We start from the raw sequence: 21,478 nt of genomic DNA on the forward strand, positions 1-21,478 counted from the left end.
AAAAGGTGGCCGCGCACGGCCCGGTCCCGTTGCCGCGTCCCGTATCATGGGGTGGAAATCTGTCCAAGCGATAGATGGTGCGGCTAAAAGGATGGCCAATCGCTGCTCGCCCTGGGAGGTCAGCGCCGCCGCGACGGCTTCAGCCCTTTCCCGACCTCCCCAAGGGAAGGGTGATAGACCAGCGTCCCCCGCGAGGCCGACTTCAGGAGCCCACGGAAGGTCGGGCACTCCAGATGCGTCGGCGCAGGGCAATCGGCGATATGGCGCAGCATGTCGCGCAGGGCGCTGAGATCGGCGATCTGGCGCTGCAATTCGTCTGCCTTTGCATGAAACCGAGCCCGGGGGAGATCGGGACGGCCGTTCTGTCCGAACATGCCCGCGATCTCGACCAGCGAGAAGCCCGCCGCCTTGCCAAGGCCGATGAGCGACAACCTGAGGAGCACGTCGGCATCGAATTGCCGGCGCAACCCACGCCGTCCGAGCGAACCGATCAGCCCGATCTCCTCGTAATAGCGCAGCGTCGAGGCCGGCACGCCCGAGCGTTGGGCCACCTCCCCGATATCCAGAATCGGCATGCTTGACCTCAAGTTGACTTGAACTTGTAGACTCTCCCGAACGCTGGATTTCAGCAAGAGGAAAAAGCCATGCAGGATTTTCGAGCCACGCCGTCGAACCCGATATGGCGGGACCGGCGCACTGTTGCGCTGCTGATGGCGGCATCGCTCACCACGATGGCCAATGCCACGATCAGCCCGGCCCTGCCCGGGCTCGAGCGGCTGTTCTCGGGCGATCCGAACGCCGCGATGCTGACGCGGCTGCTGGTGCCGGCGCCAGCGCTCAGCGTCGCCCTCTGCGCACCGCTCGCCGGGCTGGTGGCCGACCGGTTCGGACGGCGCGCGATGCTGCTCTCCGGCACGATCCTGTTCGTAATCGCCGGCTGCGCCGGCCTCGTCCTGCCCGATCTCCCGACGATCTTCGCCAGCCGCCTCGTGCTCGGCATCGCGGTCGCCATGATCATGACGGCGCAAACCGCCCTGGTCGGAGACTATTTCACGGGAAAGGACCGCAACGCCCTGACGTGCCTGCAGATTTCGGCGCGCAATTTCGGCGGCCTGATCTTCATCTCGCTTGCGGGCTGGGTCGCGACGCTCTCGCCGCGCCTGCCTTTCGCCATCCATGGCCTCGCCGCCGCCTTCCTGCCGCTGATGTGGATCGCGATCGCCGATCCGCCCCGATCAGCGCAATCTCTCGCGGCCAAGCTGGCGGACAGCGCCGCAGGGCACCCGCCCTGGCGCGCGCGCCTCGCCTTGCTGGTTCTCTTGCAGGCGCTGACCAACATGATCTTCTTCATCATGCCGACCCAATTGTCGTTCTTCCTGGAGGAGCGAGGCTATAACAGCGCGGCCATGACCGGCGCGGCGCTGGGCGTCCTGATGCTGTCGGGCGGCAGTTTTGCGCTGCTCTACCCGCGGATCCAGCGCACGATCGGCCATGTCGGCATTTTCGCCATGGGCTACGCCGCGATGGCGCTCGGCTTCCTGCTGCTACCCTTTGCCACGACAGCCTCCTCCTTCGCGGCAACCGCGGCGATCGGCGCAGGCTATGCTCTGGTCTCGCCCTGCTTCATCGCGCTGGCGCTGGGTCTCGCGCCGCTCCGGCGCAGAGGGCTGGCAGGCGGGCTGCTGACCGCCTCCGTCTTCATCGGCCAGTTCTGTTCGCCGCTCCTGAGCACGCCGCTGATCGCGCGCTACGGCTTTGACGGGCTCTTCCACGGAGCCGCCTCGCTCCTCCTGGCAATGGCGATCACAGCTGGAGCGGCAGGAGGGCTAAGCTGGCTGCGCCTGCGATCGGCTGTCACATTGCAGCAGATACCGGTCTCGCCGCGCTCATCATTGCCATGAGGAGCGGGGTCGAGGCTCGGCCGGCATGCGGTGAGCCTGTGCCGTGGTGGAGGCGCTATCCAACTGCGGGGCGGGGTGACATGAGCGCGCGCACCCTTCAGAAAGGCGGACGCCGCAGTTGAGGAGCCGCCAGATCGTGACCCCGGATACAGCCCACAGCTCTTCCGCGCCCGCCCGGCGCTCCCCGCTGAGCGCCTTTCTCGCGAGCGAAGCGGCAGGCGGTGTCCTGCTGATGGTGGTGGCGGCGCTTGCCCTCGTCATCGCGAACTCCCCGGCCGCGCCGGCTTATTTCGGCGTGCTCTCCGCCTATGTCGGGGGCTTGAGCGTGCTGCACTGGGTCAATGACGCGCTGATGGCCGTGTTCTTCCTGCTCGTCGGGCTGGAGATCAAGCGCGAATTCCTGGAGGGGCAGCTCTCCTCCTGGTCGCGCAGGGCCCTGCCCGGCATCGCGGCGCTGGGCGGCATGGTCGTCCCGGCTCTGATCTATCTCGCTTTGACGCGCGGCGATGCGGTCGCGATGCGCGGCTGGGCCATTCCCGCCGCGACCGACATCGCCTTTGCGCTCGGCGTCCTGGCCCTGCTCGGCCCGCGCGTGCCGGTCTCGCTCAAGATATTCCTGACGGCGCTGGCGATCCTCGACGATCTCGGCGCGGTCGCGATCATCGCGCTGTTCTATACCAGCGACCTGTCGCTGCCGATGCTGGGGCTGGCGGCTCTGTGCATCGCCGGGCTCATCGTCCTCAACCGCCTGAACGTGACGCGCCTGCCGGTCTATCTTGCCATCGGCGCCCTGCTCTGGTTCTTCGTGCTGAAATCGGGCATCCATGCCACGCTGGCCGGCGTCGCCCTGGCGCTCACCATCCCGATCGGTGACGGCTCCGACAGCGACGAGCCCGAACATTCGCCGCTGCACATGCTCGAGCACGGCCTGCACCCTTGGGTGTCCTATCTGATTGTGCCGATCTTCGGCTTCGCCAATGCCGGCGTCTCTTTCACGGGGATGACGCCGGCGAGCGCGCTGGCGCCAGTGCCGCTGGGCATCGCTCTCGGCCTGTTCCTCGGCAAGCAGATCGGCGTCTTCGGCTTCGCCTGGGCGGCCGTGAAAGCCGGGCTCGGCGCGCTGCCGGCCAAGGCGAATTTCGTGCAGCTCTACGGCGTCGCCCTGCTCTGCGGCATCGGCTTCACCATGAGCCTGTTCATCGGGGCGCTGGCCTTCCCCGGCAATCCCGAACTCGGCGACGCCACCAAGATCGGCGTGCTGCTCGGCTCGGTCATCTCGGCGCTGGCGGGAGCCTTCGTGCTCAAGCTGGCAGGGCAGCGTAAGGCAAACATCTAGAGCGTTTTCGAGCGAAGTGGATACCGGATCGCGAAAATAATACGCGTTAAAACAAAGGCCTAGAGCAATTTACCGATCCAGTTTGATAGGAAATTTCTCTAGGTCACTCCACTATTCCGCTGCGCTACGCACAGCAGCGCGCCAGGAATTCCAAACAAAGAAGCCCCGGACTGTTCGGTCCGGGGCTTTTCAGATCAGGAAAGGCGATCTCTCAGGCGCTGTGACCTCAGATGTCCTTGTCGCCGCTAAGCTGCGCCACCGGGGCCGGTGCGAGACCGTCCTTGTTGTAGATGTCGTCGCGGAACTGCACACCGCCATCGGGCGTCGCCCAGGCGGTGACATAGACCCAGTAGCACGGCACCGGGGTGCTGATGCGCGCATTGATGCGCTCGCCGGACTGGATCACCTGATCGATCTTGGCGCGATCCCAGCCGGGGGTGTCCTTGAGCAGCCAGGCGACATAGTCGCGCACGTTCTGGACGCGCATGCAGCCGGATGAGACGAAGCGGAAATCGTCGCCGAAGATGCCTTTCGCCGGCGTGTCATGCATATAGACGCCGTAGGGGCTTGGAATATTGATGCGGACGACGCCGAGCGAATTGAAGTCGCCGCCGGGGTCCTGCCGGAAGGTGTAGCGCGTCGCCTCGTCGGAGTTCCAGTTGACCTGCGAGGGCTGGATCTCGCCGTTGGGGCCGATGATGCGGATCTTGTTCTCGGCCAGATAACCTGGCTCCTTGCGCATCTTCGGGATCAGGTCCTTACGGATGATCGAAGCCGGCACGGTCCAGGTCGGGTTGAAATTGACCTCGGGGATCTTGGTCTGCAGCAGCGGCGACTGCCGGTCGATCTTGCCGACACCGGCAGCATGGCGCGTCGCGACGACGCCGTTCTCGACCGTCTCGACCAGCGCGGCCGGGATATTGGCCACGACATAGCGGTTGCCGAGATTGCCCGACCAGGTGCGCAGCCGGACCACATTGGTCTCGAGCTGGCGGATGCGCCGGTCGATCGGCACGTTGAGCGCCGCCACCGTGGCGCGGCTGATGGCGCCGGTGGTGGAAAGGCCGACCCGCGACTGGAAGTTGCGCACGCCGGCCTCGACATAGGAGTCGTAGACGTTGCTGGTGCCGGCATTGGCGTCGAGATCGCCGGTGATCACCAGGCGCTGCCGCAGCGCGACGACGCCGGGACCGCTCGAGCCGACGCTCATCTTGTCGCCGAGCTGGAGCATCGGCCAGCCGCCGCGGGACGCGAGATCGCGATAGGCGACGATCGCAGCTTCAGTCGCCTGCAGCGATTCCGGCGAGAGCATCGGGGTATGGGAACGGGCGACCGCGTTGCGCGCCCCGGAATCATAGCTCTGACGCCATTCCGCCTGCTGGGCGAAGGCTGGCAAGGCTGCGGTCGTCGCAGCGCCCGAAAGCAACGCGAGCACGGTCTCGCGGCGGGTCAGGCTCAAATTCGACATCGTATCCCTCATCCTCATCACGGCCCGGATCAACCCTGGACACAGCGCAAGCGCAGCACAGAAGCCGCCCGCCATCGGCGAGCGCCGGTTCTATGAACTACGCTCCCTTACCACGGTTAACGTCTTGTGATGAGCGAGGCATTTTTAGGGCATGGCCACATTCCGCGCCATGCATGACCAGTATTCGGCGAAGAGGATCGAACGCTGTGCCCCCCGCGCAACAGATCGGACGCAACAGACCGGCCTGCGCTTGGGCGGCTCCGGCTCGATCGAAGCCGGAGCGATCGAGGCGATCAGGCGCGGAAACGGCCCATAAAGGGCCGCTCGGCCGCAATTTTCAGAGCTTGTAGCGAATCTGGTCGGTCCAGAAGCGCTCCAGCCGGAGCAGCGCGTTGTTCATGCGCTCGAAGTCGTCCGAGGCGATGCCGCCGATCTGCTCGACCGTCTGAACATGCTTGTCGTAGACGCCCTTCACGAGATTGTGCACTTCCGTGCCCTTCTCGGTGAGGCTGATCCGGACCGAGCGCCGGTCGATCCGCGAGCGGGCATGGTGCAGATAGCCCAGCTCGACCAGCTTCTTGACGTTGTAGGAGACGTTCGAGCCAAGATAGTAGCCGCGCGTCCTGAGTTCGCTGGCGCTCAGCTCGGCATCGCCGATATTGTAGAGCAGCAGTGCCTGGACGCTGTTGACGTCATCACGGTTGCGGCGCTCGAACTCATCCTTGATGACGTCGAGCAGGCGGCGATGCAGCCGCTCCACTAGGGTGAGGGACTCAAGGTAGAGAGGCTTCACCTTGAGATCAACATCGCCGGCCGCGGCAACAGCCGCAGTCTTTACGCTCGCTTTCATGGTATATCTCGCCTGTTGTCTATCGGCCGAGATTTTTCTCCCGGTCCGCTTCTGAAGAACACCATAGGCGGCACGAATGAAAACGAGTTTAAATATCAGGATGAATCAGAGATTTAGCCGTTTCGGTGAATCCAAAGTGAAGCCAGAAACGCTTAAGCTAAAGCGTTTGTTACCATGACTCGACGGAGTCGATCCGTTGGCCAGGCATCGGCCCGAAAAGTGGGAACCGGTTTTCGGGCAAGCCGATGCAGGATCAAAGCGGCTCAGGAATTCTCGTTCTCGGCGAGCCAGGTCGCCAGGAAATAGGCCAGGACCAGCGCGACATAGGTGCTGATCATCGGCGTCGTCATCGGCAATAGCCGCGGGAAGAAGAAGCCGAGCAGGAGATGGCTGATCGCCGCCAGCAGCCAGAGCACGCCGCCCCATGTGCTGGTCAGCCAGAGGCCGACGGCGGCGACGAGGTCGATCACCGCGAAATAGACGATGATCGCCTGGAAGCTGAGCAGCCTCGCCTCGAACGGCATCTCCTCGATGCCCACGCCGAAGATCACGGCCCAGGCGAGCAACCCCTTGGCCATCCAGGCCACCGAGAGCAGGCGCAGGAGCCAGACGAGCACGAGGCGCCAGCGCGTAGGCCGGGCGCGCACGCCCGCCACCGACGTCGCTTGCGCGCCGAGCATCGGCTCGCCATCGCCGCCCAGACCCATCCTCAGGATTCCAGTGCAAGTTCGTCCGCGCCGAGCGGCGCGAAATAGGCCTCGATCGCGGACGGCGAGACCGCCTCCAGCGAAGCCGGCTCCCAGACCGGCGCATGGTCCTTGTCGACCACGACCGCGCGCACGCCTTCATAGAAGTCATGGCCGCGCACGATCCGCGAGACGATGCGGAACTCGGTCTGCATCGCCTGGGCGAAATCGAGAGCGGTCCCGCGCCGCATCTGCTCGAAGGCGAGCGCGATGCTGGTCGGCGATTTGGTGGCGAGCGTCTGCTGGACCTTGGCAGCGAAGGCGCTGCCGCCCGCAGCGGCAGCAGTCAGCTTCGCGCGGATCGCAGCAAGATCCGGGGCGCCGAAGCAGTCGGCGATGATCGCCCGGTCAGCAGCGAGCTTGGCCGGCCCCGGATCGGCGGCGAAGCCGGCGAGGATCTCATCGAGCGCGCCAGGCTTCGTCAGCGCATCCGCCAGTTCGGCCATCCCTGCGCTCGGCACGGCGTGGGTGGCGAGGCCGAGCGCCAGCGCATCGGCCGCGCCGACGCGATCGCCCGTCAGCGCCAGATAGATGCCGCTCGCGCCTGGCAGCCGTGGCAGCGCATAGGTCGCCCCGACATCGGGGAAGAAGCCGATGCCGACCTCCGGCATGGCGAAGAGATAGCGTTCGCCGGCGATGCGGTGGCTGCCATGCAGCGAGATGCCGACACCACCACCCATGACGATGCCGTCGATCAGGGAGACATAGGGCTTGGGATAGCTCTTGATGCGGGCGTTGAGGATGTACTCCTCGCGCCAGAAGGTCAGCATCTCGGCATGACGCCCTTCACGGCCGAGGTCGTGCAGATGCCGGATATCGCCGCCGGCGGAGAAGGCCTTCTCGCTGACGCTCGTCACCACGACGCGCGTCACCTGCGGATCGCGCTCCCAGGCATCGAGCGCACGAGCAAGCTTGCGCACCATGCCAAGGCTCAGCGCGTTCAGCGCCTTGGGGCGATTGAGGACGACGACGCCAGCTGCGCCGCGCACCTCGCAGATGATCTCGGCGTCCTGCGGCATGCGGCAGTCATCCCTTGCGCGTTTCGCGGCGGTTCTGGGCTGTGCCGGGCGGGCTTGTCAACGCGCAGCCGCGCCCGACGCATCCTGGCCTTGCGACCACGGCCCTGTTTTGGAACCGTTCCGATGTGCTAAAGTCGGGTGAAACAGAACATCCCGCGCTCGGCGGGGCGGAGAGAATTTCCATGGCATTTCGGGTTGTGCAGCCGTTTCCCGCCCCGCAGGCGCGGCAGGACGAGGCGTCCGCGCAAAGAGCCGACTCGCTTGGGCTGACGCGGCGCATGCGGCGCAACCGCAAGGCGGATTGGTCGCGCCGGCTGGTGCGCGAAACCGTGCTGACCACCAACGACCTGATCTGGCCGCTGTTCCTGATCGATTCGTCGCAGGCGCGCAGCGCGATCGCCTGGATGCCGGGTGTCGACCGACTCAACATCGAGGAGGCGGTGCGCCAGGCCGCTCACGCGGCAAGCCTCGGCATTCCCGCGATCGCGCCCTTCCCCTTCGTCGAGAAGAGCCTGCGCGACGCGACCGCGACCGAGGCGCTGAACACGCGCAATCTGATGTGCCGCGCCGTGCGCGCGATCAAGGCCGAGGTGCCGCAGATCGGCATCATCTGCGATGCGGCGCTCGACCCCTACACCTCCCATGGCCATGACGGCGTGATGGAGGGCGAGAGGATCCTGAACGACGCCAGCGTCCACATCCTGACACAGCAGGCGCTGGCCCTGGCCGATGCCGGCGCCGATGTGATCGCGCCCTCTGACATGATGGACGGACGCGTCGCCGCGATCCGCGCCGCGCTCGACGCCTCCGGCCATGAGGAGGTGCAGATCATGGCCTATGCGGCCAAATACGCCTCGGCCTATTACGGGCCGTTCCGCGACGCGATCGGCACCAACGCCACATTGATCGGCGACAAGCGCACCTATCAGATGGACCCGGCCAATTCCGACGAGGCGATCGCCGAGGTCGCGCTCGATCTCGAAGAAGGCGCCGACATGGTGATGATCAAGCCGGGCCTGCCCTATCTCGACATCATCGCGCGGGTGAAGGACCATTTCCGCGTGCCGACCTTCGCCTATCAGGTGTCGGGCGAGTACGCGATGATCATGGCCGCCTCCCTGAATGGCTGGCTCGACGGGGACAAGGCGATGCTGGAGAGCCTGACGGCCTTTAAGCGCGCAGGGGCCGACGGGGTGCTGACCTATTTCGCGCCGCGGGTGGCGGAGATGCTGAAGGCCGGCGCGTAAGGCTGGGGGTGTCATCCCGTGCGCATTGCGGCGCGAAGTGCCGCGATGCAGACACGGGACCGTCACCCAAACAGAGCGCCTTCGCGGTCCCGCATCTGCGCAGCAGCACTGCGTGCCGCAACGCGTGCGGGATGACACCGGCAGCTGGCCTGCTCTAGGCCTTTGTTTTGATGCGTTTTCTCGGCGCAAACGCTTCGCGTTTGTCGCGAGGGAACCGGTTTCCACTTCGCTTGAAAACGCTCTAGCGTGGCGCGACATGCGTCCTTTCCTCCTGCCGATTCTGCTCGCCCCGATTCTGCTGGCCCTCGCTGGCTGCAGCGAGAGCTTCGACACCGACCAGCAGCGCCTCTGCCGCGAGGCGATCCCGCCGCTGAACCCGCCTGGCACGGAGATCGCGATCGACGGGACTGCCGCGGGCCCACGCGCCAACGCGCTGCGCATCCTCTACCGGGCTCAGACCCGGAGCGGCACCGCGCGGCGCCGCAGCATCGACTGTCTCTTCGCCGGCGAAGGAGCGGGCCTCCGGCGCGGCGCCTTGATCGGCATCGCCTCTGACGGCCGGCCGATGAGCGACGCCAGCTTCTATCTGCTGCGGCGCTTCTATCTCGAGGACCGCGCCGAGCCGCCGATCGACCCCGGAGCGCCGCGCAAGGAGGATCTGCCGGAGATCGCACCCGCTTTGGCCTATGGCCTGCAGCAGGGCCTGAGCGCCCTGCCCTCGGCCGCGATCTACACGCTCCTCGCTTCGGCCTATGCGCTGATCTACGGACTGACCGGGCGCATCATCCTGAGCTTCGGCGAGTTCGCGGCGCTGGGCGCATTGGCGAGCGTGGTCGGCGTCGCACTGATCCTCTCGCTGTCATTGTCGACGCCGGCCTCCGGGCTCGCCATCGCCTTTGCGGTCGCGATCGCCGTCTGCGCCTTTCATGGCTTCGCCATGGGGCGCTTCATCCTGCGCCCGCTCGCGCGCGCCACGGGCCAGCAGATGCTGATCGCCACGATCGGCCTCGCCATTGCACTGTCGGAATATCTGCGGCTCGCACAAGGGCCGGAACTGCGCTGGCTGCCGCCAGTCTTCAACGAACCCTGGTCGCTGGCCAAAGCGGGCGGCTTCATCGTCACGATGACGCCGCTGGGCCTCGTCCTGGGCGTGATCGGCCTGGCGAGCGCGCTTGGCCTCGTGCTGCTGATCAGGCTCTCGGCCTATGGCCGGGCCTGGCGGGCGGTCTCGGATGACGCCCGCACGGCCGCCCTGTTCGGGGTCGACGCGCGCGCCGTCCACGACAAGGCGTTGATCCTGGCCTGCGCCGCCTGCGGCATCGCCGGTGTGACCGTGACCGCCGTCTATGGCGGCATGGGTTTTGCCGGCGGTTTCACCCTGGGACTGAAGGCGCTGGTCGCGGCCATCCTCGGCGGCATCGGCTCCGTCGCGGGCGCGGCGCTCGGTGGAATTTGCATCGCGATCTTCGAGGTGGTCTGGTCCTCGACCATGCCGCTCGAACAACGCGACATAGCCGTCTACGCCCTGCTCGCCGTCGTGCTGATCCTGCGTCCCGGCGGCTTTTTCGGCGAAGGCGCGCTGGCGCCACGACATGTCTGAACGGAGCACGCGCATGACCCTGCAGGCAAAGCCGAACGAGCCCTTCGCGATCACGCCCGAGGATATCGAGGCGGCGGCAAGGCGCATCGAAGGGCATGTCCTGCGCACGCCGCTGGTGCCGGCGCCGCGCCTCTCCGAGCTCACCGGCGCAACCATCCTGGTCAAGCACGAGAACATGCAGGCGACAGCCTCCTTCAAGGAGCGCGGCGCGGTCAACAAGCTGCTCAGCCTCGACGAAGACGAGACCGCGCGCGGCGTCATTGCCATGTCGGCCGGCAACCACGCCCAGGCAGTGGCCTATCATGCGCGCCGCTTCGGCATCCCGGCGACGATCGTGATGCCCGAGACGACGCCCCTAGTGAAGGTCGAGAACACGCGCTCGCATGGCGCGCGCGTCGTGCTCTACGGCGAGACGCTCTACGAATCCGCGCAAAAGGCGCGCGAACTGGCCAATGCCGAGGGTCTCGTCTTCGTCCACCCCTATGACGACCCCGCGGTGATGGCAGGCCAGGGCACGATCGCCCAGGAGATGCTCGACGACGACCCCGATCTCGACGTGCTGATCATCCCGCTCGGCGGCGGCGGGCTGATGGCGGGCAATGCGGTGGCCGCCAAGGCTCTCAAGCCCGAGATCGAACTGATCGGTGTGGAAGCGGCGCTCTACCCCTCCTTCTACAACGCCGTGAATGCCGAGGATCTGGCGATCGGCGGCGCGACACTGGCCGAGGGCATCGCGGTCAAGACGGTGGGCGTGCAGACGCTGCCGATCGTCTCCAGCCTGGTTTCCGACATCGTCCTGGTCGGCGAGGATCTGATCGAGCGCGCCGTCAACGCCTATGCCTGCCTCCAGCATACGCTGGCTGAAGGTGCGGGCGCAGCTGGCCTCGCCGCCATGCTGAAGGAGCCGCAGCGCTATGCCGGCCGCAAGGTCGGGCTCGTGCTCTGCGGCGGCAATATCGACACCCGGCTGCTGGCGGCGATCATGGTGCGCGAATTGGAGCGCGAGGACCGCATCGTCGCCTTCCGCCTCACCACCAGCGATAGGCCGGGCCTGCTCGGCAAGGTCGCGAGCCTGCTCGGCGATCAGGGCGCCAATATCCTGGAGGTCAGCCATGGCCGGCTCTTCCTCGACGTGCCCGCCAAAGGCGTGAGCCTCGACGTCACCGTGGAGACGCGCGGAGCCGCGCATTCACAGGCGATCGAAGCGATGCTGCGCGCCAACGGCTTCGCGCCGCATCGGGTTTTGCCGCGTGGTCTTGCGGAACCAGGACGCTGATCAAACATTGTGGGCAACGGCGCGGCTTTTTTCGGTTTTCCCCCGCGCCCGGAGCAGGACGACCCTTTCGATGAGCGACCCGCGCTACGGCCAATCCCCGATCACGCCGATCGATCCGCGTCCGTTCCAGGACGTCAGCGGCGTGCTGAGTTCGCGGCTCTTCGCCTGGATCGGCGATATCATCATCCTGTTCTTCTTGGGCTGGCTGATCATCGTGCTGCTCGGGATCCTGGGCATCGTCACCTTCGGCGCGACCTGGCTCCTGATCCCGATCGCGACCGTCGCAACCGCGCTCGGCTATGCCGCGCTGACGATCGGCGGCTCACGCCAGGCGACCTGGGGCATGCGCATGGCGGGGCTCAAGGTCGAGACCGCCAATGGCGGGCGGCCCGATGGAGTGGCCGCGGCGGTGCATGCGCTGCTGTTCTATGTCGCGGCCGGAACGGTCGCGTTGTGGCTGCTCGATATCGGCTGTGGCTTCGTGCGCGCTGACCGGCGCTTCGGGCATGACCTGCTGACGGGGCTAGTCGTCGTGCGCGGCTGAGCGTGCCTCAGAAACGGTATCGCAGGAGCCGACCTAGTGTCGCCAGGGGCGCAAGCGCGGTGAAGACGCTCACCGCCAGGCGTGCCGGCCATGACATCCTGGCGAGCTGCTGCGGATCGTAGCCGTCTGGATCATAGGCCATCAATTCGGTCATCAGCTTCAGGCGCGGAACCTGCGCCTCGAGCTCGCGCGGATCGTCGAGCGCCCAATGCAGCGTCGCGCCGGTCACTCGGACCGAAGGCTGGTTCCCGATGAACCAGAGGCCAAGCCAGCTATAGCCGTCGAAGGCGAGTTCGCCGCTCGCGACATGCTCCGTCAGCCTGCGGAGCAGACGCGGCACCTCATCCTCGGCGATATAGGGCAGAAGCCCCTCGGCGAGGATCAGCGCGGGGCGTTCCGCCGGCACCTCGCCGAGCCAGGCCGGGTCCGTCACCGAGGCGCCGATCAGGCTGTAGCCTTCGCGCTCCGGATAGAGGCGCCGGCGCAATGCGACGACCTCGGGATAATCGACATCGAACCAGCGGATGCCCGGCGGCGGATCGATCCGGAAGATCCGGCTGTCCAGCCCGCAACCGAGATGCAGCACGGTCGCAGCGGGATGGCGCGCGATGAAATCGCGGGTCCAGCCGTCGAGGATATGAGCGCGCATCGCCACGCCGATCATCAGGTCGCGGTCGATCTTCAGCTTCGCGAAGTCATAATCGATCTTGCTGACGGCCTCGGCGGCGAAGCGGTCCTGCAGCAGGGAATCCGGCAGAAGGCTCTCTCCGGCCTTGCTATAGAGCGTGATGAGGAGGGTTTCCTTTTCCTCGGTCAGCGAGACTTTCTCGATTGTCATCGCGATCACCTCGCGGTCAGGGCAGCCTGCATGAGGCCGGGCACGAAAATGGCCCCCTGCCGGGCAAGACGCAACCGCGACGCGAGTCGCGCGCAGACGGCCTCCGATCGGCCTCGAATCGAGGCGCCGCCCAAACTTTGAGCGAAAATGCCCCACACCTGGCCAAACGGCCCGGCCGGGCCACACCTGTTCACCCGACGTTCCCATTTCCACACAGCGGGAACATGATCTAGAGTTTGCAAGCAGCAGCAGGTTCGAAGGTTCGAGACGTGACGCGCCCGTTGCGGGATGCCCCGCAATTTTACCTGACGTCGCCGACCACGTGCCCCTATTTGCCGGGGCGCGAGGAGCGCAAGGTGTTCACGCATCTCGTGGGCGCGCGTGCGCGCGACCTCAACGACGTGCTGAGCCAGGGTGGCTTCCGGCGCTCGCAGAGCATCGCCTATCGGCCGGCCTGCGAGACCTGCCGGGCCTGCGTCTCGGTGCGGGTCTGCGTCGACGACTTCCGCCCGTCGCGCGGCTTCCGCAAGGTGGCCTCGCGCAACAGCGACCTGGTCGGCCAGGTGCTGCCGCCGCAGCCGCGCTCCGAGCATTATTCGCTGTTCCGCTCCTATCTCGACGAACGCCACCCCGAGGGCGGCATGGCGACGATGTCGGCGCTCGACTTCGCGATGATGGTCGAGGACAGCCATGTCGAGACATCGCTGATCGAGTACCGTCGGCGCGGCCCCGATAGCGGCTTCACCGGCCGCGGCCAGGGCGATCTCTTCGCGATGGCGCTGACCGACACACTGAGCGACGGGCTCTCGATGGTCTATTCGGTGTTCGACCCCAATCTGGAGGCGCGTTCGCTCGGCACCTACATGGTGCTCGACCATATCGAGCGGGCTCGCAAGCTCGGCCTGCCCTATGTCTATCTCGGCTATTGGGTCGAGGGCTCGCCCAAGATGGCCTACAAGGCCCGCTTCCTGCCTCAGGAACGCCTGTCTCCCTTGGGCTGGGAACGCGTCGGCTAGAGCGTTTTCGAGCGAAGTGGATACCGGTTCGCGTGAAGAAAACGCGTCAAAATAAATAGCCCTAATCCTAATTAAACCGATTGAAACGCATTCGGGCCGCGCGAAAAACGCGCTTGCGGCAGCCCTGCCCTGCCCGCACTCTGACCCCAACCGGTCCGGGCGACGCATTCGTCGCATGCAGAGACCAGCGTGGAGGAACCATGAGCGAAGACCTGACCCTGCGGCTCGAGCGCTGCTACACCGGCATCATCCATGACGTGATGCGCGCCATGGGGCTGACCGATTTCACTCTGCCGCCGGAACTGCGCCCGCTCCTGCCCGGAACCAAGCTGGCTGGGCCCGCCTTCACCGTCGAAGGCAAGACCGGCGAGTTCGACGCGCATGAGACCCTGCTCGGCTGGACCGGCCTGCTCTCGGCCGCCAGGCCCGGCCATGTCTGGGTCTGCCAGCCCAACACCGAGGAGGTTGCGCTGATGGGCGAGCTCTCGGCCGAGACGCTGAAGAACAAGGGCGTGCGCGGCTGCGTCATCGACGGCCTCTCGCGCGACACCGAATTCATGATCGAGATGGGCTTCCAGGCCTATTTCAAGGCCTATACGCCACGCGACATCGTCGGTTTCTGGCTGCCCAAGACGATCGACGAACCGATCAAGATCGGCGCCGTCTGGATCCGGCCGGGCGACTATATCCTCGGCGACCGCGACGGCGTGGTGCGGATTCCCATCGAGGTGATCGAGGAGGTTCTGGACAAGTCCGAAGCCGCGATCTCGACCGAGAACAAGGTCCGCACCGCGATCCTGGCCGGCACCGACCCGCAAGCCGCTTATCTGCAGTTCGGCAAGTTCTGATGAGCGCGCCAGTTCCGATGAGCGCGCATGATCCGCGCCTGATCCTGCTCGACCCGCGCGACAACGTCTTCGTCGCACGGATGCGGCTGGCCGCTGGCGAGGCGATCGAGACCGGCGCGGGCAAGGCAGCCCTCGACCGCGACATCCCGCTCGCCCACAAGATCGCGCGGCGGGCGATCGCGCCTGGCGAGAAGATCCTGAAATACGGCGCGCCGATCGGCGTCGCCACGGTCGCGATCGCGGCGGGTTGCCATGTCCATGTCCAGAACATCAAGAGCGACTACACGCCGACCTATCATCTGGAAGACGAGCGCAAGGAAGACGAACGCAAGACGGGGATGAACGCATGACCGAGCTTGCCGGCTATCTGCGCTCAGACGGGCGCAAGGGCATCCGCAACACCGTCGCGGTCGCCTATCTCGTCGAATGCGCCCACCATGTCGCCCGTGAGATCGCCCTGCCCTGGCGCGAGAACGACGTCCACGTCATCGGCTTTCCCGGCTGCTATCCCAATGCCTATGCCGAAAAGATGATGGAGCGGCTCTGCACCCACCCCAATGTCGGGGCGGTGCTGATGGTCTCGCTCGGCTGCGAGAGCTTCAACAAATATGCGCTGGAGCGCGTCGTCGCGGCCTCGGGCCGACCGGTGAAGACGATCATCATCCAGGGCACCGGCGGCACCCGCGCCTCGATCAAGGAGGGGCGTGTCTGGGTCGAGACGCAGCGCGCCGTGCTCGACCGGCAGGAGACCGTGCCGATGGCGGTCTCCGAGCTCATTATCGGCACGGTTTGCGGCGGCTCCGACGGCACCTCCGGCATCACCGGAAACCCGGCGGCGGGGCGCGCCTTCGATCAGCTCATCACCGAGGGCGCTGCCTGCATTTTTGAAGAAACCGGCGAATTGATCGGCTGTGAGCACATCATGGCGGCGCGCGCGATCACGCCCGAGCTCGGCCGGATTCTGGAGCAGTCCGTCGCCAAGGCGGCGCGCTACTACGCCACGCTGGGCTATGGCTCCTTCGCCGCCGGCAATGCCGAGGGCGGGCTCTCGACCATCGAGGAGAAATCGATGGGCGCCTATGCCAAGTCGGGGGCATCAGCCATTTCCGGCCTGCTCAAGCCCGGCGACATCCCGCCGCGCGGCGGACTCTATCTGCTCGATGTCGTACCCGATGGCGAGGTTCGCTTCGGCTTCCCCAACATCAACGACAATGCCGAGATCGCGGAGCTGATCGCCTGCGGCGCGCATTGCGTGCTGTTCGTGACGGGGCGCGGCTCGGTCGTCGGCTCGGCGATTTCGCCCGTCGTGAAAATCTGCGCCAATCCCGAGACCTATCGGCGCATGCAGGACGACATGGATGTCGATGCCGGCCGCATCCTCGAGGGGCGCGCCGGGCTCGATCAGGTCGGCACCGAAATCCGCGACCTCGTGGTCTCATTGGGCCAGGGTGCGCGGACCAAGTCGGAGGAGCTCGGACATCAGGAATTCATCCTGACCTATAAGAGCTTCGAGCCCCTGGGCCCGTCCTGCCTGCCGGCCGGCTGACAGCGACCGCCCCTCGCCGGAGCAATGTCCGATCCGGCTGGATCGGACATTGCTCCGGCCTTTTATTTTAACGCATTTTCTTCACGCGAACCGGCGTCCACTTCGCTCGAAAGCGCTCTGGCGCCGCGGCGACAGGTTTTGTTCACGCCAATATGGGGCAATTGTTGCGCGGCGGGCGCCTTGAGCCACAATGAGGCAAGCTTCGCGCAAGCTTGGCATGCTCTGGTAACGGCTTGGGGGCGTCATGCTGGACTCCTTGTACAAACTCGCTAGTGAAACCTCGTCGGAGTCGCGCCGTCGGCTGCTCCACGTGGTCACGAAGCTGTTTTTCTACGATCCTGACCCGACGGTGACGTCGAAGTACCACTATGGCGAGATCGCACTCTCGTCGCTGGGACACATCGACAGGCGAGCACGCCAGACCTATGCGGACGAGGTCGCGGCGGAACCGAACCTGCCGCGCAGCGTCGCCAATGCCCTGGCCGGCGACCCCGAAAGCGATGTCGCGCGCCTCGTCCTGCGGCTTTCGCCGGTCCTGACCGATCGCGACCTCGCAGCCATCGCCCTGAACCAGTCGCAGGACCACCTCACGGCGATCGCCGAACGCGCGCGCCTGTCTGAAAAGGTGACCGATATCCTGGTCAAGCGCGGCGACAACGGCGTGCTGAAGACGGTCGGCGGCAATGAAGGCGCGCAATTCTCCGACAACGGTTTCGACCACCTGCTGGAGCGCGGCCGCGAGGAGCCGGAGATTAACCGGACGGTCGCGGTCCGCTCGGATCTCACGCAGGAGCGCGCCGAGCGCGTGATGCGCATTCTCGCGGAGCTCGGCAGTGAAGACGGCGGCAATGCCGATGCGAAGGACGAGGCCGGCGCCATCGCGCAGCAGGCTCGCCAGCAGCGGCTCGAGGTGACCGGCCTCCTGACGGATCTGGCAGAAAAGACGCGCCTGCTGGACGACGTGCTGCTTATGCTCGCGGAGGAAGATCGCGCCTATCATCTCGCCCAGGTCATTGCTCGGGAGGCGGAGATCGCGGTCGAGCATGCGCTTCGAACCCTGTTGCGCCGGGATACCAACGGCATTGCCCTGGCCTGCCGTGCACTGGATGTCGGCTACCCCGCCTTTGCGGCGATCCTGGCGCTGCGGGCGCGGCGCTTGATGTTCGCCAACAAGCGCATCGAGGACGATCTGCGTCACTACGCCCAGATCGACTCGGCCGCCGCCGAGCGTGGCATGCGCTTCACCCGCATGAAGGCCAAGCTCTCGGGGGACGGGACGAGCAAGACGATCGAGATTCAAACCGATAGCCGGCGCCGACCGTAAGGTTCGTTCAAGCGCCTGTCTCACTGCGCAGGTGGTTGCCTGGATTGGCGATTGACCAAAGGGATGACCCGCCTTAGCCGGTGGGTATGGGCGGGATGATCGACAGGATCAGGCTGGGACGCGGCGCGGTTGCGCTGGTCCTGGCCTATGCGCTCATCCTGCAAGGCGTGCTCTATGCGATCGGGGCGGGTCTTGCCGCCTCGCCTGCCAACACGCTGACGCATGTTCTCTGCACGCCAGGCTCCACGGTCACGCAAGAGATTCCGGGCACCCCGGCTCCGACGCCAGATTGCTGCGTCATGGGCTGCGCCTCGATCGCGGGCGCACTGCCTGCGCCCGCTGCCATCGCCCTGCCCGCACGCATCAACCGCTTCGCTGCAGTGGAAACGGCAGAGCGCCGCCAGAACGCACCGTTGCGCGCGGCGCTCCTCTACCCCCTGGGCGCACGCGCCCCACCCGCCCTGAGCTGAACCCGCCCGTTCTTCTTGAGCTCAGGACCCCTTCCATGACCACCGTTTCCACGGCGGAGGCGGCGCCCGTGCGCGCCGCCGACCGTGCTGCATCCTTCTATCGCTCCGTCTGGCGCTGGCATTTCTATGCCGGGCTGATGACGCTCCCCTTCCTCATCCTGCTCGCCGTGACGGGCGGGCTCTACCTGTTCCACCATGATCTCGACAGGCTGATCCATCGCGATCTGAAGCAGGTCGAGCGGCGCGCGGAGGCGCCTCGAAAGCCGAGCGAGATCGTCGCCCAGGCCGTAGCGAGCGTTCCCGGCCGAGCCGTCAAATACGTTCCCCCTGAATCCTCGTCCGCCTCGGCCGAGGTCACCATCCGCGATGCGGCCGGAGCGCGACAGGTCGTCTATGTCGACCCCTACGACGCCCGCGTGCTCGGCACGCTCAGTGACCGGGGGACCGTGATGTGGGTGGTGCGGCAGCTGCACAGCCTGGCCTATTTCGGGCCGGTCGCGAATGGCGTGATCGAGGTGGTCGGCGGCTGGTCGATCCTGCTGGTCGCGACCGGCATCTATCTGTGGTGGCCGCGCAGGGGCGGAGGAGGAGTGGTCACGGTGCGGGGACAGCCGCGCCAGCGCGTGTTCTGGCGCGATCTCCACGCCGTCACCGGCATCTTCGCCGGGGTCTTCATCGTCTTTCTCGCGACCTCAGGCATGCCCTGGTCGGTGCTCTGGGGCGCCAAGGTCAATCAATGGGCCAATGGCAGCAATTTCGGCTATCCGGCCGGCGTGCGCGTCGCGGTGCCGATGTCGGACGATCACCTGCATCAGCATGGCCCGACCGCCTGGTCGCTCGAACAGGCGAAGATGCCGGTATCGAGCCCAAATCCCGGACAGGCGATCGGCCTCGACGACGCCATCGCGCGCTTCGAGGCGCTTCGCCTCGCACCCGGATATGCCGTGAACCTGCCCTCCGGCCCCAAGGGCGTCTACACCGGCTCGGTCTATCCCAACGACCTGTCGCGCCAGCGCGTGGTCCATCTCGACCAGTATAGCGGCGAGCCGTTGATCGATATGGGCTATGCCAATTACGGCCCGTTCGGCAAGGCTCTGGAATGGGGCATCAATGTCCATATGGGCCAGGAATTCGGGCTGGCGAACCAGCTCCTGATGCTCGCGGCCTGCGTCGCGATCATCCTGCTCTCGGTCTCGGCCGGCGTGATGTGGTGGAAGCGGCGCCCAACCGGGCGCCTCGGCGTGCCGCCGCTGCCGGCCCGGTCGGGTACGCTCTACGGCGTCTTCGCCATCCTGGCGATCGGCGGCGCGATCTTCCCGCTCGTCGGCGCATCGCTGATCGCCATGCTGCTCCTCGACCGTCTGCTTTCAAGAAGATCCTCTACCTAAGGTTGCATTTTCGCTCTTCTCGCGATGTTTTCGCGAGAAGAGCTTGGCAAGCACACGAAAAACTCATCGATTTCACAGCGGTACTCGCGAAACGAGCGGTCCGCTTAAGAGTAAAGCAAGTGCTGGCGCGGCATTTTGCCAAAACGTCAATCGTCCCGAGGATCCGATGCTGCGTTTCCTGACCCAGATGCCGGCCGACATGTCGTCGGATTCGCGCCGGCAACTGCTGAACGCCGTCACGGACCTCTTTTTGCTCGACGACGAGCCGACTGAGATCGCCAAGGAGCATTACGGCCAGATCGCGCTGCACACGCTGCCTCGCCTCGAAAGCGACGGCCGCAAGCACTATGCCGAGCAGGTCGCGGAAATGGAGAGCCTGCCACGCGAGGTTGCGACCTCGCTGGCCGGCGACCCCGACAGCGAGGTCGCGCGCCTCGTGCTGAAGCTCTCGCCGGTGCTGACCGACGCCGATCTTGCCGCCATCGCCGTCAGCCAGTCGCAGCGCCACCTCGCCGCCATCGCCGAACGCACCCGGTTGTCGGAGAGCGTGACCGACATCCTGGTCGAACGCGGCGACCGGGTCGTGCTCGAGACCGTCAGCGGCAATGAGGGCGCCAACCTCTCCGACAAGGGCTTCGAACGCCTGATCGAGCGCGGCGCCGGCGATGCCGGAATTGGCCTCGCCCTCTCGACACGCTCCAATTTGAGCCCGAGCCGGGCCAGCCGCGTGATGCGCATCGTCGAGGAGCTCAGCGACGAGAACGGGCTCTGGTCCAAGCCCAATGACGAGGCCGTGACGCTCGCGCGCCAGGCGCGCCAGCATCGGCTGGAGGTGAAGCTGCTGCTGGTCGATCTCGCCGCCAACAAGCGCGCGCTCGACGATGTCGTCATCATGCTCGCCGAGGAGGATCGCGCCTATCACCTGGCGCAGGTCTTCGCGCAGGCCGGCGAGATCAGCATCGAGCAGGCGCTGCGCATCCTGATGCAGCGCGACGTCAGCGGCATCGCGGTGCTGTGCCGCGCCCTGAACGTCGGTGCACCCGCTTTTGAGGCGATCCTGACCCTGCGCGCGCTGCGCCTGATCTTCGCCAGGAAGGCCGCCGAAGACGATCTGAAGAGCTATATGAAGCTCGATTCGGCGACGGCAGAGCGCACGCTGCGCTTCCTCAAGCTCAGGCTGAAACTAGCCTGAACCGCGGCCGGCAGGCGACCCGCCACAAAACCGCGACAATCGCCCCCCTTTCTGCTAGGTGTTCCACGGTTGGTCGCGAGGATGCCTTCGACGTGAGATGTTCGCTTCTCTCCGGCGCGTTATGCGCGGTCGCCTTAAGCGCGGCGAGCGCCCAGGCGCAGGTCTTCCTGCCCTTCAGCACTTTCGACGCCCTGCCCTCCTTCGCCTGGTCGGAGCCGACGCTCGCGCCCGGCGGCGTGAAGTGGGAAGGCAACTATGCCCGCATCTCCAGCGGTTTCCAGGTGACGAGCTCGAAGCGGCTGGGCACCTCGGCCGGCCCGACCTTCGGGCTCGAGGCCGGGACGATGCGTCGCGAGGGCAATTTCGTCTACGGCATCGTCGGCGCGCTGCAATACATGCCCGCGATCGGCGGCTACGCCACGCCGAGCTTCGGCAATGTCGCCTATACCCGCGACTTCGCCGGCGCCTTCCAGATCAAGGCCGGCGTGCTCGCGACGCCCGACGTCCTGCTCTACACCAAGGTCGGCATGTCGGCCGCCAACGAGACGCTGCGCTTCGGAGGCTCGCCCTGGTCAGCCCCGTTCTCGCGCTCGGATATCGCGCTCAGGCCCGAGGCCTATGTCGGTGCCGAATGGGCGGTGACGAACAATCTGACGCTGGGGCTCGAAGTCGGCGTCGTCGGGCAGGCGATCCGCTGAAGGCGTTGCCGATCTGATTCAAGTCGCTTGTGATTTGAATCAGCGTTCGGCTTCAATATTTTGATAAATATGGGCTTTCCTGCCGTATCGAGCAGGCGCGACGCCTCTTCCCTTCTCCCCCGGCGGGAGAAGGTGGCAGCGCGAAGCGCTGACGGATGAGGGGGCGCCGTG

21 protein-coding genes are annotated in these 21,478 nt (G+C 66.0%); 15 read left to right on the forward strand and 6 right to left on the reverse strand.

The features are described from left to right. Positions 1 to 119: 119 nt before the first annotated feature. Positions 120 to 575: a helix-turn-helix domain-containing protein gene (locus ACSQ3P_RS08360; RefSeq protein WP_436165093.1), complete on the reverse strand. Its 456-nt coding sequence runs from the start codon at positions 573 to 575 to the stop codon at positions 120 to 122. Positions 576 to 644: 69 nt separating this feature from the next. On the opposite strand from ACSQ3P_RS08360, the gene ACSQ3P_RS08365 reads away from it, so the two are divergent. Then, positions 645 to 1,901: an MFS transporter gene (locus tag ACSQ3P_RS08365; RefSeq protein WP_436165094.1), complete on the forward strand. Its 1,257-nt coding sequence runs from the start codon at positions 645 to 647 to the stop codon at positions 1,899 to 1,901. 136 nt (positions 1,902 to 2,037) lie between these two features. Continuing rightward, positions 2,038 to 3,237, forward strand: a complete 1,200-nt coding sequence (gene nhaA / locus ACSQ3P_RS08370; protein ID WP_436165095.1) for a Na+/H+ antiporter NhaA — start codon at positions 2,038 to 2,040, stop codon at positions 3,235 to 3,237. Positions 3,238 to 3,463: 226 nt separating this feature from the next. Here the strand turns inward: nhaA and ACSQ3P_RS08375 are convergent, their stop codons facing one another. The 4 genes from ACSQ3P_RS08375 to ACSQ3P_RS08390 form a co-directional block, all read right to left on the reverse strand. Then, positions 3,464 to 4,705: a L,D-transpeptidase family protein gene (locus ACSQ3P_RS08375; RefSeq protein ID WP_436165096.1), complete on the reverse strand. Its 1,242-nt coding sequence runs from the start codon at positions 4,703 to 4,705 to the stop codon at positions 3,464 to 3,466. A gap of 337 nt (positions 4,706 to 5,042) precedes the next feature. Beyond that, positions 5,043 to 5,555 (reverse strand): transcriptional regulator LdtR, encoded by a 513-nt coding sequence (gene ldtR / locus ACSQ3P_RS08380; RefSeq protein ID WP_103718689.1) that lies wholly within the window; start codon positions 5,553 to 5,555, stop codon positions 5,043 to 5,045. 263 nt (positions 5,556 to 5,818) lie between these two features. Next, on the reverse strand, positions 5,819 to 6,262 hold the full coding sequence (locus tag ACSQ3P_RS08385; RefSeq protein WP_436165097.1) for a DUF6163 family protein: 444 nt from the start codon (positions 6,260 to 6,262) through the stop codon (positions 5,819 to 5,821). Positions 6,263 to 6,264: 2 nt separating this feature from the next. Further along, the gene (locus ACSQ3P_RS08390; protein ID WP_436165098.1) at positions 6,265 to 7,320 is read right to left on the reverse strand and encodes an enoyl-CoA hydratase/isomerase family protein; all 1,056 of its coding nucleotides are present in this window, start codon (positions 7,318 to 7,320) and stop codon (positions 6,265 to 6,267) included. 278 nt (positions 7,321 to 7,598) lie between these two features. Here ACSQ3P_RS08390 and hemB point away from each other — a divergent pair, with 278 nt between their 5' ends. From hemB to ACSQ3P_RS08410, 4 genes are all read left to right on the forward strand, one after another. After that, positions 7,599 to 8,567: a porphobilinogen synthase gene (gene hemB, locus ACSQ3P_RS08395; RefSeq protein WP_436165185.1), complete on the forward strand. Its 969-nt coding sequence runs from the start codon at positions 7,599 to 7,601 to the stop codon at positions 8,565 to 8,567. 256 nt (positions 8,568 to 8,823) lie between these two features. Beyond that, complete coding sequence (locus ACSQ3P_RS08400) at positions 8,824 to 10,167, forward strand: branched-chain amino acid ABC transporter permease (protein WP_436165099.1); 1,344 nt, start codon at positions 8,824 to 8,826, stop codon at positions 10,165 to 10,167. A 13-nt stretch (positions 10,168 to 10,180) separates the two neighbouring features. Then, a complete protein-coding gene (locus ACSQ3P_RS08405) occupies positions 10,181 to 11,443 on the forward strand; it encodes a threonine ammonia-lyase (protein ID WP_436165100.1) in 1,263 nt (420 codons plus the stop codon). A gap of 70 nt (positions 11,444 to 11,513) precedes the next feature. Then, a complete protein-coding gene (locus tag ACSQ3P_RS08410) occupies positions 11,514 to 11,987 on the forward strand; it encodes an RDD family protein (RefSeq protein ID WP_436165101.1) in 474 nt (157 codons plus the stop codon). 7 nt (positions 11,988 to 11,994) lie between these two features. On the opposite strand, the gene ACSQ3P_RS08415 is transcribed toward ACSQ3P_RS08410, so the two are convergent. Beyond that, positions 11,995 to 12,825, reverse strand: coding sequence for a class I SAM-dependent methyltransferase (locus tag ACSQ3P_RS08415; protein WP_436165102.1), 831 nt, complete (start codon positions 12,823 to 12,825; stop codon positions 11,995 to 11,997). A gap of 269 nt (positions 12,826 to 13,094) precedes the next feature. Between ACSQ3P_RS08415 and ACSQ3P_RS08420 the strand changes: the two genes are divergently transcribed. From ACSQ3P_RS08420 to ACSQ3P_RS08460, 9 genes are all read left to right on the forward strand, one after another. Further along, entirely contained in the window at positions 13,095 to 13,841 is a 747-nt protein-coding gene (locus ACSQ3P_RS08420; protein WP_436165103.1) for an arginyltransferase, read from the forward strand. Between the two features lie 200 nt (positions 13,842 to 14,041). After that, positions 14,042 to 14,689 carry an RraA family protein gene (locus tag ACSQ3P_RS08425; protein ID WP_436165104.1) on the forward strand — a complete coding sequence of 216 codons (648 nt, stop codon included), beginning with the start codon at positions 14,042 to 14,044 and terminating at the stop codon, positions 14,687 to 14,689. Next, the gene (locus ACSQ3P_RS08430; protein ID WP_436165105.1) at positions 14,689 to 15,039 is read left to right on the forward strand and encodes a UxaA family hydrolase; all 351 of its coding nucleotides are present in this window, start codon (positions 14,689 to 14,691) and stop codon (positions 15,037 to 15,039) included. The genes ACSQ3P_RS08425 and ACSQ3P_RS08430 overlap by 1 nt, the downstream gene beginning before the upstream one ends. Then, positions 15,036 to 16,235 (forward strand): UxaA family hydrolase, encoded by a 1,200-nt coding sequence (locus ACSQ3P_RS08435; RefSeq protein ID WP_436165106.1) that lies wholly within the window; start codon positions 15,036 to 15,038, stop codon positions 16,233 to 16,235. Before ACSQ3P_RS08430 ends, ACSQ3P_RS08435 begins: the two co-directional genes overlap by 4 nt. Positions 16,236 to 16,545: 310 nt before the next feature. After that, the gene (locus tag ACSQ3P_RS08440) at positions 16,546 to 17,559 is read left to right on the forward strand and encodes a DUF2336 domain-containing protein (protein WP_436165107.1); all 1,014 of its coding nucleotides are present in this window, start codon (positions 16,546 to 16,548) and stop codon (positions 17,557 to 17,559) included. Positions 17,560 to 17,654: 95 nt separating this feature from the next. Further along, entirely contained in the window at positions 17,655 to 18,029 is a 375-nt protein-coding gene (locus tag ACSQ3P_RS08445; RefSeq protein ID WP_436165108.1) for a hypothetical protein, read from the forward strand. Positions 18,030 to 18,064: 35 nt separating this feature from the next. Continuing rightward, complete coding sequence (locus tag ACSQ3P_RS08450) at positions 18,065 to 19,417, forward strand: PepSY-associated TM helix domain-containing protein (RefSeq protein WP_436165109.1); 1,353 nt, start codon at positions 18,065 to 18,067, stop codon at positions 19,415 to 19,417. Between the two features lie 166 nt (positions 19,418 to 19,583). Next, on the forward strand, positions 19,584 to 20,609 hold the full coding sequence (locus ACSQ3P_RS08455; RefSeq protein WP_436165110.1) for a DUF2336 domain-containing protein: 1,026 nt from the start codon (positions 19,584 to 19,586) through the stop codon (positions 20,607 to 20,609). Positions 20,610 to 20,701: 92 nt separating this feature from the next. Continuing rightward, on the forward strand, positions 20,702 to 21,307 hold the full coding sequence (locus ACSQ3P_RS08460; protein ID WP_436165111.1) for an outer membrane protein: 606 nt from the start codon (positions 20,702 to 20,704) through the stop codon (positions 21,305 to 21,307). The last annotated feature ends 171 nt before the right edge of the window (positions 21,308 to 21,478 follow it).

It is taken from the genome of Allobosea sp. LjRoot9 (assembly GCF_964252745.1).
Lineage (GTDB): Bacteria > Pseudomonadota > Alphaproteobacteria > Rhizobiales > Beijerinckiaceae > Allobosea.